We start from the raw sequence: 16377 nt of genomic DNA on the forward strand, positions 1-16377 counted from the left end.
TACAAAATGGGCAAGTATTTTGGAACAGATGGTGTAAGAGGTGTTGCCAACAGCGAGCTTACGCCAGAGCTGGCCTTTAAAGTTGGGCGTTTTGGCGGTTATGTCCTGACCAAAGATAAGCAGCGCCCGAAAGTGCTGATCGGCCGTGATACACGTATCTCCGGACATATGCTGGAGGGAGCCCTTGTCGCCGGACTTTTATCGATTGGAGCTGAAGTGATGCGCCTCGGCGTTATTTCTACGCCGGGGGTATCCTATTTAACGAAAGCCATGGATGCTGAGGCGGGCGTCATGATCTCCGCTTCTCACAACCCCGTACAGGATAACGGAATTAAATTTTTCGGAGGGGACGGCTTTAAGCTTTCTGATGAGCAGGAGGCCGAGATTGAACGTCTCATGGATGAACCGGAAGATAAGCTGCCGAGACCGACAGGCGCGGACCTTGGGCTTGTGAACGATTATTTTGAAGGCGTTCAAAAGTATCTGCAATTTTTAAAGCAGACGGCGGACGAAGATTTCACAGGCATTCATGTAGCGCTTGACTGCGCCCATGGTGCGACATCTTCCATTGCGACGCACCTTTTTGCCGATCTCGATGCTGACGTGTCTACAATGGGGACGTCTCCGAACGGATTAAACATTAATGATGGCGTCGGTTCTACACACCCGGAAGCGCTGAGTGCTTTCGTCAAAGAAAAAAACGCCGATATCGGCCTTGCGTTTGACGGCGACGGCGACCGCCTCATTGCCGTTGATGAAAAAGGAAACATCGTCGACGGTGATCAGATTATGTACATATGCGCGAAGTATTTGAAATCAGAAGGCCGTCTGAAGGATGATACCGTCGTATCGACCGTGATGAGCAACCTCGGTTTCTACAAAGCGCTTGAAAAAGAAGAAATCAAAAGCGTTCAAACGGCAGTCGGCGACCGCTATGTCGTAGAAGCGATGAAAAAAGACGGCTATAATGTCGGCGGCGAGCAGTCAGGGCACCTTATTTTCCTTGATTACAACACTACCGGCGACGGTCTCTTGTCCGCGATCATGCTTGTGAATACGCTGAAGGCGTCCGGCAAAACCCTTTCAGAACTTGCGGATGAAATGAAAAAATTCCCGCAGCTATTAGTGAATGTGAAAGTGACGGATAAATATAAGGTAGAAGAAAACGCTAAGGTGAAGGCCGTTATTTCTGAAGTGGAAAAAGAAATGAACGGAGACGGCCGGATTTTAGTGCGCCCGTCAGGCACCGAACCGCTCGTCCGCGTGATGGCCGAAGCGAGAACAAAAGAGCTTTGTGACGAATATGTCACAAAAATCGTGGATGTCGTGCGGACAGAAATGGGAGCGGAGTAGCGAAGTTTATAAGCAGAGAGCGAACAAGACAAGTGCGATCAGCATAATATGATAGTAAACATGATGCCGGGGCGGCAAAAAATAATTGACCGTCCTTGGCACATGCTGTAAAATCAAGCTTGTTCAGCCTTTGTTTTTCACTTGCAGGAAAGGCGGGATTGTTTGCATCTTTTATAATTACAGCGCCCGAACTAAGCGCCCGAAAAACGGCTTAGTTGACGAGGATGGAGGTTATCGAATTTTCGGCGGATGCCTCCCGGCTGATTCATTTAGATCACAGCCGTAAGGATTTCTTCAAACCGGAGGGGCGACTCTCCGAACAAAGAGAAATCACATGATCTTCCAAAAAAACATGTGGGAGGGGACGATTGAAAGTCCCCTTGTAATTTGACTTTCTTCGTCTCCTTTCGCACCTTTAGGAGGAAGAAAATATGTGTGGAATTGTAGGTTATATCGGTCAGCTTGATGCGAAAGAGATTTTGTTAAAAGGATTAGAGAAGCTTGAGTACCGCGGTTATGACTCTGCCGGTATCGCTGTGGCGAATGAGCAGGGCGTGCATGTGTACAAAGAAAAAGGCCGCATCGCCGACCTTCGTGAAGTGGTGGATCACACGGTTGAATCTCAAGCGGGAATCGGCCATACACGCTGGGCGACTCACGGCGAACCAAGCTTCCTGAACGCTCACCCGCATCAAAGCGCACTCGGCCGCTTTACACTTGTTCACAACGGTGTGATCGAGAACTATGTTCAGCTGAAGCGCGAATATCTTGAAAACGTTGAACTGAAAAGCGACACGGACACTGAAGTAGTCGTTCAAATGATCGAGCAATTTGTGGCGGGAGGACTTAGCACGGAAGAAGCGTTCCGCAAAACACTGACTCTGTTAAAAGGCTCTTACGCAATTGCATTATTTGACGGTGAAAACACAGACACCATTTACGTTGCAAAAAACAAAAGCCCTCTGTTAATCGGCCTTGGAGATACGTTTAACGTCGTGGCGTCTGACGCGATGGCTATGCTTCAAGTAACGAATGAATACGTTGAGCTTTTGGACAAAGAAATGGTGATCGTGACAAAAGACGAAGCCGTGATTAAAAACCTAGACGGTGAAGTCATGACACGTGCGTCTTATATCGCTGAGCTTGACGCCAGTGATATCGAAAAAGGCACATACCCTCACTACATGTTAAAAGAAACGGATGAGCAGCCGCTTGTTATGCGCAAAATCATCCAAACGTATCAGGACGAAAACGGCAGACTGGCCGTGGCCGGCGATGTCGCTGACGCCGTGGCGGAAGCGGACCGCATATATATCGTGGCTTGCGGAACGAGCTACCATGCCGGTCTTGTCGGGAAACAATATATTGAAATGTGGGCAAACGTACCGGTTGAAGTGCATGTAGCGAGTGAATTCTCTTATAACATGCCGCTTCTGTCTAAGAAGCCGCTCTTTATCTTCCTTTCTCAAAGCGGAGAAACAGCGGACAGCCGCGCTGTGCTTGTTCAAGTCAAAGCGCTGGGTCACAAAGCGCTGACGATTACAAACGTTCCGGGATCAACGCTTTCCCGTGAAGCGGATTACACATTGCTTCTGCACGCAGGTCCTGAGATCGCTGTTGCATCAACAAAAGCGTATACGGCTCAGATTGCCGTCCTCGCGATCGTTGCGTCCGTTGCAGCAGAACGCAACGGCGTTGATATCGGTTTTGATTTGGTCAAAGAATTAGGTATCGCGGCAAACGCCATGGAAGCCCTCTGCGACCAGAAGGACGAAATGGAAATGATCGCACGTGAGTACCTGACTGTTTCAAGAAACGCTTTCTTCATCGGCCGCGGCCTTGACTACTTCGTGTGTGTCGAAGGCGCCCTGAAGCTGAAAGAGATTTCTTACATCCAGGCGGAAGGCTTCGCCGGCGGCGAGCTGAAGCATGGAACAATCGCTCTGATTGAAGAAGGAACACCGGTCTTTGCGCTTGCGACACAAGAACACGTCAACCTGAGCATCCGCGGAAACGTGAAGGAAGTCGCAGCCCGCGGCGCCAACACTTGCATCATCTCGCTGAAAGGCTTAGAAGACGCAGACGACAGATTCATCCTGCCGGAAGTCAACCCTGCGCTTGCTCCGCTGGTATCTGTTGTGCCATTGCAGCTGATCGCTTACTATGCGGCACTGCACCGCGGCTGTGACGTTGATAAACCGCGCAACCTTGCGAAGAGTGTGACTGTGGAATAATATATTTAACCCCTTTGGTTATTAGCCAGAGGGGTTTTTTAATGCGGAAATTAGAAATACATACTCTTTGCGATTGTAAAGAAATCCCCTTTTATATATTGAAAAGGATTAACACCTGCTTTATAATACGAAATGCATTCCGGTTAAAATCCATAAATGTAATCATTAGTAAATTGTTTTGTGCATGCCTCATCGGAAAGTAATCACCTCCAGTATTTTTCATCATGAATATCCATTATATAAACGTAATCAATCGATTACACATCCACATTATGCTTAAGACTTTAAAATCCCTTTTGTATTTGCCGACTCCTGATCCATTATGAATACCTAGACTAGATATGAAAATCACATCATTTTTGCAATAATCCGGTTAAATTCTCAAAAAAAGTCCTGACAGCAATGATAGGAGTGGAATGATGTCAAACCTTTTAGAAATCAGAAACATCAGCAAATCTTTTGGTCATAAAGCTGTTTTAAAGGATGTTACATTCAATGTGCCTGCCGGATCAATTGTCGGTTTTATCGGTGATAACGGCGCAGGCAAGTCAACAACATTTAAAACGGATATTAGGATTAATCTCTCAGGATAGAGGTAAAGTGAAAATCTTTGGTAAAGAGAATCTGGATAAACATATAAAGTTCAAAGAAGATATTGGGGTCGTATTTGATGCGATGAATCTTCCTGCGCACCTTACGATAAAGCAGCTGAATCATGTATTTAAGAAACTATTCGGTGCTTGGGACCAAGATCATTTTTACCGGTTGGTTCATTCTTTCTCTTTACCTATGGACAAAAAAGTGAATACATTCTCGCGCGGCATGTCAATGAAGTTATCCGTAGCTGTTGCTTTGTCGCATAATGCAAAATTATTACTTCTGGATGAAGCAACGGGAGGACTTGATCCCTCTTCAAGAGATGACCTGTTAAATGAATTAAAAAGCTTTGTGAGTAAAAGCAACGGCGGTATTTTACTTCCATCGCACATTATGACTGATGTCGAGAAGATAGCCAGCCATATCATTATTATGAAAGATGGCGAAATTTTATTAAATGAAGAGAAAGATAAGGTTCTTGAAAGCTATACTGTTATAGACGTTGATGAAGGCCGATTGGCTGAGCTTGACGAAGATATCGTTCTAGCAAAAAGGAATCATGGATCTTATTGGAGTGTGCTTGTATCGGATCAACAGAAATTGCCGAATGGCGTAACGGCCAACACCCTTTCCATAGAAGAAATCAGCGTCTTTTTAACGAGGAGTGAAAACATTGAAAGGTCTGTTACTGACTAACTATTATTTGGTTTATCGAAGTTTCTTTGCATACACGGGGGTGGCCATATTGGTATCAGCAGTCATTTTTTATTTTGGGGATGCTTCAATGCATCGTTTTGTGGCTATGCTGATTATTTTGTTTGTCGTTATGCCCGCACTTGAGGTTATAAAGTATGAGAGCAAGTCTGGCTATGACAGCTATGTCCTGACTTTACCGGTCAGCAGAACAAATATTGTTCAAAGTCATTATTTCTTTTATCTTTTGATCGTTGTGATCGGAGCTGTAATATCTTATGGTATTTTCCTTGTATACAGCCTGGGTTCTGATGAACCAATTGACGGCATATTGAATATTGTCTCTTTTGGAACGTTCATCGTTCTCTTTGCCGGTGCAATCGTTTACCCTCTTCTCTACATGATAGGCCCGGAAAAGTCTGATGCTATCGTGATTGGAGGTGCAATGGGGGGACTTTTTGCTACCTTTGGATTACAAAGTGTCGTTGGGGATGCAGCAGAACAAGTACCGCTGTCATTTTTGCACATAAATCCTTCTTTATATGTCCCGATTATATATCTCATGATCGGCGTTATCTTATATATCATTTCATTTTTCATTGCCGCAGCTATATATCATAAAAACAGAATTTTAGCAACTGATCAAGTTATAATAGGATAAGTGTGTTTCCAGCCTTTACTGCAAAGTTTCACAGTCTTGGCTATCCCAGAGCAAAAGGTGAAAAAGCTGACAAATGATGACGTCAGCTTTTCTTTATGTGTTTTTTTAAAACTCCTCATACTCCGCCGGGTCTTGGCCGTTTATGCGTCCGTCGGGGCGGGTAAGCGAATCGATAAGTTTCATGTCATTTTCATCAAGGGAGAAATCAAAAACAGAGATGTTTTCAAGCTGGCGCTCGGGCGATGCTGATTTTGGAATCGGGATGGCGCCCAGCTGGATATGCCAGCGTAAAATGACTTGAGAAATGGTTTTGCCGTATTTGTCCGCAATCCGTCCGAGTTTTTGATCGTTCAATACTTCGCCGGCGCGGGATAACGGACTCCATGATTCTGTCACGATGCCCTGTTCTTCGTGCCATTGGCGCTGCTGTTGCTGATTAAAAGCGGGATGCAGTTCAATTTGGTTGATGCCTGGCTTTACGCCGGTTTCACGTTCGAGCCGTTCGATATGCTCAGGCAGGAAATTGCAGACGCCGATGGATCGGATCAGACCCCATTTTTTCGCATCAATCAGTGCCTGCCATGCTTCCGTGTAGCGGTCTTGTTTCGGGTTCGGCCAATGGACGAGATACAGGTCATAGTAGTCCAGACCGGCGCGGTATAAAGATTCTTGGATGGTTTGTACAGCTTTGTCATAGTCATGGTAGCGCCCGGGCAGCTTGGACGTCACGTATAGCTGTTCTCTCGGAACAGAGCTTCTGCGGATGGCTTCTCCGACCGATCCTTCATTTTCATAGTTATAAGCGGTGTCAATCAGACGGTAGCCGATATCAATGGCGCTGGTAATGGCATGAACGCCATTGTTTCCGTTAAGAGCGTATGTACCGAAGCCGATCGCGGGAATGCTTGTCCCATCCAGCAGTTTCTTTTGCGGAATTGTCCCAGTCATCATTAAATCCCTCCTTGTTTTCTACTTTACCATTATTCTTACAAATGAAACGTAATAATGGAAGGAAATGAGATGATCCGCACATGAAAAAAGCTGACGGAGAACCGTCAGCTTTAAATTTGAAACATCCATGCTACGACGGGGCCGAAGACCGACCCTAACACGGCGCAGAGCGTCATGGAAACAGAACTCATGGAGACCGTTAATTCTCCGTACTCCATTGCTTTTGAGGTGCCGAGCGCATGGGAAGCGCTCCCGAATGCAATTCCTTTCCCGAGTGAGCTGCGGATGCGGATCCACTTGAGAAGCAGCGGTCCTAAGATAACGCCGGAAAACCCTGCGATCATGACGAACACGACTGTCATGGAAGGGACACCGCCGATACCGGACGCAATCTGTATGGCGACAGGCGTCGTAATTGATTTTGGGATAATTGACAAAATCAAACTCCGGCTGATGCCGAACAGCTCTGCAAATAGCAGGCCGCTGACCATTCCGGAGAATAAACCGGCCAACACGCCGCCAATGATCGGAAACATATACTTGATTAACACCCGGCGCTGCTTATAAAGCGGGTATGCCAAAGCCACCACGGCGGGGCCGAGCAGTGAATTGATCCATTGTCCGCCGATCATATAGTCTTTATACGGAATATGAAAAACAAGCAGCACGGCGATAATGAAAATCGTAGTCGTCAAAACCGGTATGAGAAAGGGATATGGAAAGCGCACATATAATTTCACCATAGCCAGATAGGCGGCGGCCGTGAACAAAATTATAAGGATTGCGATACATGCTTGCTGCACTTCTTTTTCTCCTTTCTCTGATTGGCTTTGTGCTCTAACAGCTGGCTGGCGTACCCTGCGGCGATCATTGTGACGATGGTGCTCAGCACGATGATCAGAAACAGAGCAGCCCCGCTGGCGGAAAACAGTGACGGGTAATTGATGACGCCCGTCATGGCCGGAATGAATAACAGCGGAAGAAAAGACAGCAAAAATCCGGCTCCGTCTTCAATCATTTTGACGGGAATGATTTTAACCGATAAACATATGATCAGCAGGATCAAACCGATGATACTTCCGGGAATGGGCAGGTGAAAGAATTGCTGAACGGCTCCCCCGATAAAGGAAAATGCGAATAAAATAATGATTTGCAAGATGATGCGTATGACTTTCACGACAATGCTGTTCTTTGGAGAAGAGCAGCTTCCCCCTTTCTTGATGCTTCGATATGTTTCTTTACTTTTTGCGCATATATTTGTACTATACAAATATATGTATGCAAAATCTTTCTATATGTTTTCTGAGTAAATGTGCATATATTTGTATTATACAACTAATATTGCTGTTGTCAATTGTAAGGAGTGAGGCTGTTGTCAAAACAAGATCCGATTGAATTAATTGAATATGAGCTCACCACTTTTATCAGGAGAGCTGTTTATCTTGATAACTCCGACCGTAAAATCGGACATCTGGAAAGGGCTGCGTATTTGTTATTACGGCAGCTGGATGAATTCGGACCGGCGCGTGTAAAGGAATTAGCCGAATCTTTTAAGCTGGATATTTCCACATTGTCACGCCAGGCCGCGGCCTTGGAGTCGAAAGAGCTGATCCAGCGTTTTTCCGATCCTTCTGACGGGCGGGTCAGTCTGTTTGCGATTACGAAGCTTGGCAAACAGAGGTTAAAAGCTGATAAAAAGATGCGTCTTGATCGGTATCATCGTATGCTTGACGATTGGTCAGGCGATGAAAAAGAAATGTTCGGCCGGCTTTTGCTGCGGCTGAATGAGGCATTTATCGATTAATGCATGATTTTTGCCGGGTTAAGCAGGATTATGGCGTATACAAGGGAGAATGGAAGAGAGTAAGGCTTTACGCCATTCTGCTTAGCAAAAATAATATTGAATAGGGGGCGGAAAACGTTTCTTCTGGGAAATAATGTTTCTCGGAGGCTGCGGCATTTATTATCTCAATATTCATAATTAAATAAAAATGAAAGCGCTTTATTTTTAGTATGTTGGTTTAGGGTGCAAGGTGTTTACCTGAAAAAAACAATTGTATTTTCCACGGAAATTTATTATGATGGAATAAGGAAATTGGAGATTATATAACAATAGAAAGATAGAATATTTCTAATATTGCGGGAAATGAAGAGCGAGTTAGGTTCAACAGGTGCACCTTCTGCTTCATTATTTCACATATATCAGAGCTGTTAAGAGGAGGAAGCGAAGTGGCAAACAAAGAATTAAAGAGAGGCTTAAGCGCGCGTCATATACAGATGATTGCGCTGGGCGGCACGATCGGTGTCGGTTTATTCATGGGGTCATCCAGTACGATCGGATGGACAGGGCCGTCTGTCCTGCTGGCTTATGCGATCTCAGGTATCTTTATCTTTTTTATCATGCGTGCGATGGGCGAAATGCTCTATGTAGAGCCGAGTACAGGGTCGTTTGCGACGTTCGGCCATAAGTATATACATCCGTTAGCCGGCTATATGACGGCGTGGAGCAACTGGTTTCAATGGGTGATCGTCGGGATGTCTGAAATTATCGCCGTCGGTTCGTATATGAAATATTGGTTTCCTGATCTGCCGGCATGGATTCCCGGCATTATCGCCATGGCCATTCTCGGTGCGGCGAATTTAATTTCGGTAAAATCTTTCGGTGAGTTTGAATTTTGGTTTGCCATGATCAAAATCGTCACCATTATTCTGATGATCGTGGCCGGAATCGGGATTATTTTCTTCGGTTTCGGTAACGGAGGGCATGCGATCGGATTATCTAATTTATGGTCGCACGGCGGTTTCTTTACAAATGGTTTTTCAGGATTTTTCTTTGCTTTGTCTTTGGTCGTTGCGGCCTATCAAGGGGTCGAGCTGATCGGGATTACGGCAGGGGAAGCGAAGGACCCGCAAAAAACGCTGCGAAGCGCGATTCAGAGTATTATTTGGCGGATTTTAATTTTCTACATCGGTGCGATTTTCGTAATCGTTACCGTATATCCGTGGAATGAGCTTCACTCACTCGGCAGTCCGTTTGTTTCGACATTTGCGAAAGTCGGGATTACGGCGGCGGCCGGTTTGATTAACTTTGTTGTGATTACCGCTGCGATGTCCGGATGCAACAGCGGGATATTCAGTGCGGGACGCATGCTTTATACATTGGGCGTGAACGGACAGGCCCCGAAATTCTTTAAGAAAGTTTCTTCTAGCGGTGTGCCGATATTCGGTACGCTTGCGGTATTAATCGGACTTGTGATCGGTGTCGTGCTGAACTACATCGCGCCTCCGAAAATTTTTGTCTATGTGTACAGCGCGAGTGTGCTGCCGGGAATGATTCCGTGGTTCGTCATTTTAATCAGCCATCTCGGTTTCAGAAGAGCGAAGGGCGCTGAGCTTGATAAGCATCCGTTTAAGATGCCTTTTGCGCCGTTTACAAACTATTTGACGATCGCTTTCTTACTCATGGTATTGATCGGCATGTGGTTTAACAAAGATACGCAGATTTCTTTGGTTGTCGGGGTGATTTTCCTGGCGATTGTGACGGTCAGCTATTATGCGTTCGGTATCGGCAAGCGCATGCCTGGTGAAAAATCGAAAATAGAAGACGCTGTATAATTCAAAAAGACACCTCTCTTACAGGGGTGTCTTTTTCGGCCTGTCCGCGAGTGGTATACTGGTTAAAAAAAGCAGAACCGGGGGAAACATCGATGAGTCATTACCGTACGTTATTATTTGATATAGACAATACGCTGCTGGATTTTACCGCTTCAGAAACCGATGCTCTACAAAAATTGTTTCAAGGTTCAAAGCTGGACCTGACGGCAGAGGTAAAAGCCCGTTATAAAGCGTTAAATCAGGGGCTGTGGAAAGCGTTTGAAGAGGGGGAAATGACCCGCGATGAAGTGGTGAATACACGGTTTGCCCTTTTGTTTAAAGAATACGGCATCGAAGCCGACGGCGTGCTGATGAATCAGGCGTACCGCCAATACTTAGAAGAAGGGCACCAGATGATAGACGGAGCTTATGAGCTGATTGAACGGCTGAGTCCTTTATTTGATTTATACATCGTGACGAACGGCGTCTCAAGATCACAATATAAGCGGCTGGGCGACTCCGGTCTGTATCCGTTCTTTAAAGATGTGTTTGTATCTGAGGACACGGGTTTTCAAAAGCCGATGAAGGAATACTTTGATTACGTGTTTGCGAGAATTCCCGGTTTTTCTGCCGAGGGCGGACTTATTATCGGCGATTCACTGAGCGCGGACATAAAAGGCGGCCAGATGGCGGGAATGGATACGTGCTGGTTTAATCCCGGAAAGAAAGCAAATGAGTCCGGAATCATCCCGACATACGAGATTCATTCGCTTGATGAGCTGTATGATGTGCTGAACGTGGAGCGAAAAGCCACCGCTCATTTGTAAGGAGAATTCAATGAAGATTGCACATACGAAGTTACTGATCAGGGGTTTTGCATTACTATCAATCTTTCATGCGATTCTTCAGCTTCCTCCCGGCCGGGGGGAGCTGAAGGTTTTTTTGTCTGTGCTCGTGATTATGCTGACGGCTAATGACTGCCTGCGACCGCTGTATATGAAGAGAAGGCCGGCTGTATATCAAGGCTCTTTTCTCCTGAGCAACGTTATTGCGGGAGTTCTTTTGTACAATGTCTATAGTGTGGGGGCACAGGCCGTAATGGTGCTTTTATTGGCGGAGGTGCTTATTACTGATAAGGAGATTTCGGCTGTTTTGTTAACGATGAATGCCGCCGCATTTGCCACAGCTTTATACGCCGGAGGAGCGGGTGTCAGTGATATCGTGCCGCCATACTTCATCATGTTTGCGGTGATTTATTTATATCGGAAAAACCTGCAGGAGAAGTCGAAGGTTGAATTGCTGAACCGAGAGCTGAAGATCGCTAATGACACACTGAAGGAATATTCAGACCGGATTGAGGAACTGGCCGTTACGAAAGAAAGAACAAGAATTGCGCAGGAACTGCATGATTCTCTCGGTCATTATCTGGCTGCTCTGAAAATGAATTTGGAATTTGCCGGGAAGACAGCCGGGCATCAGCCGGACAAAGTGAAGCAGATCATTCATAAGGCGCATGATCTTACGAAAGAATCCATTTTAAAGCTTCGCCAGGCCGTTATGCTGCTGCAGGGCTCTTTGCCGGGGCGGGGATTTGAGCAAGAGCTCCGTGACATTTTCAGCCATTTTCAAGAGGCGGGAGGCATACGCTTCGAGCTGGAGATGGACGCGGCCATAGAAGCGGAACAGCCGGATGTGAAGCATTGTCTTTATCAATCCGTTCAGGAAACGATTACGAATGCGGTAAAGCATGGACATGCTTCATATGTTTCTGTCCAGATTCAAAAAAACCGAAACATGATATTGGCGCATATTCATAATAACGGCTCAGCCTGCGGAACGATCATAAAATCAAATGGTCTGAAAGGAATTGAGAAAAGAGCAGCCGCACTTGGCGGAGAGGCTGTTTTCTCGTCTGGGAAGGAAACGGGTTTTGACGTGAAAATAAGGATTCCATGCAAGGAGGAATAATCAAGTGAATGTCATGATTGTAGACGACCAGTCCATTGTGAGAGAGGGGCTGAAAATGATTCTGAGCCTTCACGAAGGAATTCAAATATCGGGAGAGGCTTCTTGCGGCGAAGAGGTTCTCCGGATGCTTTCTCAATCCGAAACCGATGTGATTTTGATGGATATCAGAATGCCCGGTATGGACGGAATCGAAACGACAAAAGCGGTAAAAGCGCGATATCCTTCCGTAAAAGTCATCATTCTGACAACGTTTGAAGATGACCACTATATTTTTGCCGGGCTGAAAAGCGGAGCCGACGGCTATCTCTTGAAGGATGCTGATTCAGATGAAATTATCGCCTCCCTTCAAGCCGTTTATGAAGGGAAGATGATGCTGAATCCCAAAATCACGGTTTCCGTCGTAAAAGCGCTGAACAATATGGAGATCCCTGCTGTGCAGGAAGAGCCGCAGTCAAAGCTGACGGAGATTCTCACACCGAGAGAGCTTGATGTGGCGAAACACATTATGGAAGGCAAAAGCAATAAACGCATTGCCGCAGACTTATTTCTGACTGAAGGCACTGTGAAAAACTATGTATCCAGAATCCTCGATAAACTTGAAGTGTCAAACAGAACCGAGCTTACTTTATATTTGCAAAAATTGCTATAACCCCGCTTCACCCTCCTCTCTCCCTTTTTATCACTAAACATATGACGAAAGTAATACCCATATCGAGTACGAAAGTGAATAGAAAACAAGGATCGCCGAGAGTAGAATAAGTGCAGACATGACACAAGGAGTGCTGCACGAATGCTCGAATTAACGGATTTGACAAAGAAGTACGGCGATTTTACCGCTGTCAATCATATATCACTGCGCGTCGAAAAAGGCGAGATATTCGGTCTGCTGGGACCAAACGGCGCCGGTAAATCAACAACGGTGTCGATGATCAGCACCGTGCTCCCGCCGACGGGCGGAACAATCTGCATTGACGGAACCTCATTACAGGAGCAGCCTGCGGCCATAAAAAAAGTGATGGGAGTGGTCCCGCAGGAAATCGCTTTATATCAAGCGTTAAGCGCAAAGGATAATTTGGCTTTTTTCGGGAGTCTGTACGGACTTTCCGGTAAGGAACTTTGTAAACGGGTTGATGAAGTGCTGGACATCATCGAATTACAGGAACAGCGAAATCAAAGGATATCTGAGTTTTCAGGCGGCATGAAAAGACGGGTGAATATCGGGGCCGCGCTAATGAATGAACCGAAACTATTCATTTTAGATGAACCGACCGTCGGAATTGATCCGCAATCCAGACACCACATTCTTGAAACCGTGAAGACGTTAAATCAAGAAAAAGGGATGACCGTCATCTACACGAGTCATTACATGGAAGAGGTCGAATACCTCTGTGAAAAAGCGGCGATCATGGATCACGGCTCAATCATTGCCTGCGGGACGAAAGACGAATTGAAGCAGTCAGCCAAAGCTTCTGATACCCTGATCGTGAATGCAGAGGGGCTGAATGATGATGCCGTTAAAAAAATCCGCCGCATTCCCGGTGTTGCCGAGGCTGCTGTCAGCCAGCAGACCATTACGATGCTCGTCTCTGCGGCAGATCGCAATATCCTTGATATTGCGGATGATATCAGGAAAACCGGTATCACCATTAAAGGCATTCATTTCGAGGAAGCCAATCTGGAAAGCATTTTCCTCCGGCTCACCGGCAAAACGCTGCGGGATTCATAGGGGGGCGTCATGAAATTATTATTCAGGCTGATCTTATTAGATTTTCGGTTATTGGCCGGAGCAAAGTCTTTCTATATAAAACTGATTCTGTTTCCGGCACTGATGATTTTTATTTTAGGAACGGTTTTTCACGGCGATTCGAAAGTGAAGCCATTTCAGACCGCGTTTTATAATGCGGATCACGCGGAGAGTTCTTTGGGCGACGTATTAAAGAATGACGTGCTGAAACAAACTGAGCTCATCCGTGTAAAAGACATAGGCAGTTACCAAGAAGGGAAACAGCTTGTCGAAAGCGGCAAAGTCTCCGTTTTTGTATACGTGCCAAAAGGCTTTGCAAAAGCGGCAGAACACAATGAAAAAACAAGTATCAAAGTCATCTCGGACCAACAAGGCTCTGTAAACGGAGACATTGTGGAAATGATGGCCGATTCGTTTGTCACCAGAGTAAAAGCGGAGATCAGTGAAGAAAAAGCGGTGCTGAAGAAGTCGGGACATCTGTCAAAGGGAGATGTCAGCAAAATCATCAGCGGCCTTTCGGGTGAACGTGAACAGGCTGTCACCATTCCGAAACAGTCAGCCGGCCATCACGCGGCTCCGATTGATGCGATGCAGTATTATTCAATCGCAATGGTCGTCATGTTCTCCATTATGACCGCGTTTGCGCTCATTCACGGGATAGTGGAAGAGAGACAGCAGCACACGTTATTCAGAATCAAATCAATGCCTGTTTTACGTATCCAGTATGTGGCGGGTAAGCTTTTGGGAATCATGCTTGCCATCCTTATGCAAATGGCTGCCGTCATCATCGCAAGCAGTATCTTGTATCAGGTAAAATGGGGCAATTTGTTTGAAATATTGCTGGTTACGATCGTTTATTCATTTACGATCGGCAGTATCGTGCTTCTTTGGGGGGTTACTGCAAAAAACCACGAGACCGTCTCAAGCATGGCGGCTCCCATTTTATACGGATTCAGTTTTTTAGGCGGAAGCTTTATCGCAAAAGACGGCTTGCCTGACAGTTTGAAAATCGTGCAGGAGCTGATACCGAACGGCAAAGCGATCAACAGCTATGTCAGTGTCACGCAGCATGCCGGTCTGAGCGGTATTGCGGCGGATTTGGCAGAGCTTGCCGCCATCGGCGCCGTGTTTTTATGTTTGACCATCTGGGTGTTTAAACGGAAGGAGGCTGTTTCATGACGCAGCTGTTATTCATGATCAGACATCAGCTGAAACTGATGCTGCAAAATCGGGCTGCCATCTTTGCGACGATTTCCGCCCCGCTCCTTCTCACATATTTCTTTTCCTTTTCTGCGGATGGCAGTCAGCAGAAGGAAGTATATGTAGCTGATGAGGATCAGAGCGCCTATTCAGCGCAATTTATGAAAATGATTCAGACAGCCGGCCATATAAAAGTCACGAAGGTCACGGAGGACGTATTAAAAACAAAGGTTAATCATCAGGATATATCCTTTGGATTGCTGATCAGCTCTCATTTTGAAGAGACATTATTTTCCGGAGATGAATTGAACGTTTCATTTATTCAGAATGAAGAAAAGGGTGATGCTGTTTTGACAGAGCAGCTGATTGCGCAGCAGGCGGGCGCGCTGAAAAAAATAGTCCGCGATGCAAAAGTGATATCCCGCACGCTGCACACCGACGGAAAGCAGGCGGCAGCTGATCTCTTGAAGGATATTCAGGGGCATTCCGCCGTCAATGTTGACCGCCATCACGTTTATGAAGGCGGACAGGCAGCCGACAGACTTATCGGATTTTTAGTGATGTTTATCTGGTTCGTTGCAGTCCAAAGCCTGCGATCATTTATAGATGAACAAGAAAATCATACATATGACAGATTGCTGAGCACGCCCGTTTCCTATACGGCATATGCAATCTCTAAGTTTGCGGCGGCGTATCTTTTCGGACTTCTCCATATTATCGTGATCCTCGCTGCCGGAACATTCATGCTGCATATCCGTTTTGCTGATCATGTTTTTGCTGCGGGAGCGGTGCTTGCGGCCTGCTCGTTTGCGCTGACTGCTGTAACGATGGCTGTGATACCGTTCATGAAGAGCCAAAAGCAATTCACGTCGCTTGCTTCCGTTTTTATAGCTGTCACGGGTTTATTGGGAAGGGCTTTCTTCACATTAGACACGGCTCCGGAGTACATGCGGATGCTGTCGTTGTTTACCCCTGAAAAATGGGCGATCGGCGCATTTCAAAACAATGGCGGAGGCAGCATGCAGATAGTGCCGCTGAGCCTGTTTCTTGCTGCCGGTGCAGCGTCATTGGTCTTATCACTTTATATGATAAGCCGTCATATGAAAAAAAACGGTTAGAAGGGTGGCTGCTTTGTATATGGCAGAAATGATCGGAATCATAGAATTGCTCGCGGGAGCCGCAATGAACGTATGGATCGGGAGGCTCGGAAAAACCTTTTTCGGTAAAGATGACAGAAGTTCGAGAGTCGTGTTAAGAATCTGCGGCATCTTTCTCATGATCAACGGCGTTTCAAGAGCGTTTCATATCTAGTTCACAAAGTGTTCCGGACTCTTTTATAAAATGTAATCTTTTTCCTTGTAAATCGTGTAAAATAGTATAGG

At 46.0% G+C, this 16377-nt stretch carries 15 protein-coding genes and 1 pseudogene; 13 read left to right on the plus strand and 3 right to left on the minus strand.

The genetic code is table 11. The features are described from left to right. Nucleotides 1-6: 6 nt before the first annotated feature. The 4 genes and pseudogenes from glmM to HWY38_RS06820 all read left to right on the plus strand — a co-directional run bounded on the left by glmM (nucleotide 7) and on the right by HWY38_RS06820 (nucleotide 5538). On the plus strand, nucleotides 7-1353 hold the full coding sequence (glmM, locus tag HWY38_RS06805; RefSeq protein WP_007408011.1) for a phosphoglucosamine mutase: 1347 nt from the start codon (nucleotides 7-9) through the stop codon (nucleotides 1351-1353). Between the two features lie 431 nt (nucleotides 1354-1784). Further along, complete coding sequence (glmS, locus tag HWY38_RS06810) at nucleotides 1785-3587, plus strand: glutamine--fructose-6-phosphate transaminase (isomerizing) (RefSeq protein ID WP_007609074.1); 1803 nt, start codon at nucleotides 1785-1787, stop codon at nucleotides 3585-3587. A 419-nt stretch (nucleotides 3588-4006) separates the two neighbouring features. Continuing rightward, a pseudogene (locus tag HWY38_RS06815) lies at nucleotides 4007-4880 on the plus strand (ABC transporter ATP-binding protein). Continuing rightward, the gene (locus HWY38_RS06820) at nucleotides 4858-5538 is read left to right on the plus strand and encodes an ABC-2 transporter permease (protein ID WP_224181513.1); all 681 of its coding nucleotides are present in this window, start codon (nucleotides 4858-4860) and stop codon (nucleotides 5536-5538) included. The pseudogene HWY38_RS06815 and the gene HWY38_RS06820 overlap by 23 nt, the downstream one beginning before the upstream one ends. Nucleotides 5539-5643: 105 nt before the next feature. Here HWY38_RS06820 and HWY38_RS06825 read toward each other — a convergent pair whose 3' ends face one another. The 3 genes from HWY38_RS06825 to HWY38_RS06835 form a co-directional block, all read right to left on the minus strand. Then, complete coding sequence (locus tag HWY38_RS06825) at nucleotides 5644-6489, minus strand: aldo/keto reductase (protein ID WP_224181514.1); 846 nt, start codon at nucleotides 6487-6489, stop codon at nucleotides 5644-5646. A gap of 110 nt (nucleotides 6490-6599) precedes the next feature. Next, nucleotides 6600-7292 (minus strand): LrgB family protein, encoded by a 693-nt coding sequence (locus tag HWY38_RS06830; RefSeq protein ID WP_003156752.1) that lies wholly within the window; start codon nucleotides 7290-7292, stop codon nucleotides 6600-6602. Continuing rightward, entirely contained in the window at nucleotides 7262-7666 is a 405-nt protein-coding gene (locus HWY38_RS06835) for a CidA/LrgA family holin-like protein (RefSeq protein ID WP_003156751.1), read from the minus strand. The genes HWY38_RS06830 and HWY38_RS06835 overlap by 31 nt, the downstream gene beginning before the upstream one ends. Nucleotides 7667-7861: 195 nt before the next feature. On the opposite strand from HWY38_RS06835, the gene HWY38_RS06840 reads away from it, so the two are divergent. The 9 genes from HWY38_RS06840 to HWY38_RS06880 all read left to right on the plus strand — a co-directional run bounded on the left by HWY38_RS06840 (nucleotide 7862) and on the right by HWY38_RS06880 (nucleotide 16306). Next, complete coding sequence (locus HWY38_RS06840) at nucleotides 7862-8293, plus strand: MarR family winged helix-turn-helix transcriptional regulator (protein WP_224181515.1); 432 nt, start codon at nucleotides 7862-7864, stop codon at nucleotides 8291-8293. Between the two features lie 425 nt (nucleotides 8294-8718). Continuing rightward, nucleotides 8719-10104, plus strand: a complete 1386-nt coding sequence (locus tag HWY38_RS06845; RefSeq protein ID WP_224181516.1) for an amino acid permease — start codon at nucleotides 8719-8721, stop codon at nucleotides 10102-10104. A gap of 92 nt (nucleotides 10105-10196) precedes the next feature. Then, on the plus strand, nucleotides 10197-10910 hold the full coding sequence (locus HWY38_RS06850; protein WP_224181517.1) for a YjjG family noncanonical pyrimidine nucleotidase: 714 nt from the start codon (nucleotides 10197-10199) through the stop codon (nucleotides 10908-10910). Nucleotides 10911-10920: 10 nt separating this feature from the next. Beyond that, nucleotides 10921-12051, plus strand: a complete 1131-nt coding sequence (locus HWY38_RS06855; RefSeq protein ID WP_224181518.1) for a sensor histidine kinase — start codon at nucleotides 10921-10923, stop codon at nucleotides 12049-12051. A 4-nt stretch (nucleotides 12052-12055) separates the two neighbouring features. Next, complete coding sequence (locus HWY38_RS06860) at nucleotides 12056-12700, plus strand: response regulator (RefSeq protein ID WP_224181519.1); 645 nt, start codon at nucleotides 12056-12058, stop codon at nucleotides 12698-12700. A 141-nt stretch (nucleotides 12701-12841) separates the two neighbouring features. After that, nucleotides 12842-13777 carry an ABC transporter ATP-binding protein gene (locus tag HWY38_RS06865; RefSeq protein WP_007408984.1) on the plus strand — a complete coding sequence of 312 codons (936 nt, stop codon included), beginning with the start codon at nucleotides 12842-12844 and terminating at the stop codon, nucleotides 13775-13777. 9 nt (nucleotides 13778-13786) lie between these two features. Continuing rightward, the gene (locus HWY38_RS06870; RefSeq protein WP_224181520.1) at nucleotides 13787-14974 is read left to right on the plus strand and encodes an ABC transporter permease; all 1188 of its coding nucleotides are present in this window, start codon (nucleotides 13787-13789) and stop codon (nucleotides 14972-14974) included. After that, nucleotides 14971-16113 (plus strand): ABC transporter permease, encoded by a 1143-nt coding sequence (locus HWY38_RS06875; protein WP_224181521.1) that lies wholly within the window; start codon nucleotides 14971-14973, stop codon nucleotides 16111-16113. The genes HWY38_RS06870 and HWY38_RS06875 overlap by 4 nt, the downstream gene beginning before the upstream one ends. 13 nt (nucleotides 16114-16126) lie before the next feature. Continuing rightward, a complete protein-coding gene (locus HWY38_RS06880) occupies nucleotides 16127-16306 on the plus strand; it encodes a hypothetical protein (RefSeq protein WP_011996242.1) in 180 nt (59 codons plus the stop codon). Nucleotides 16307-16377: the final 71 nt, after the last annotated feature.

The sequence above is a fragment of the Bacillus sp. KS1 genome (assembly GCF_020075515.1).
Taxonomy (GTDB): Bacteria; Bacillota; Bacilli; order Bacillales; family Bacillaceae; genus Bacillus; species Bacillus velezensis.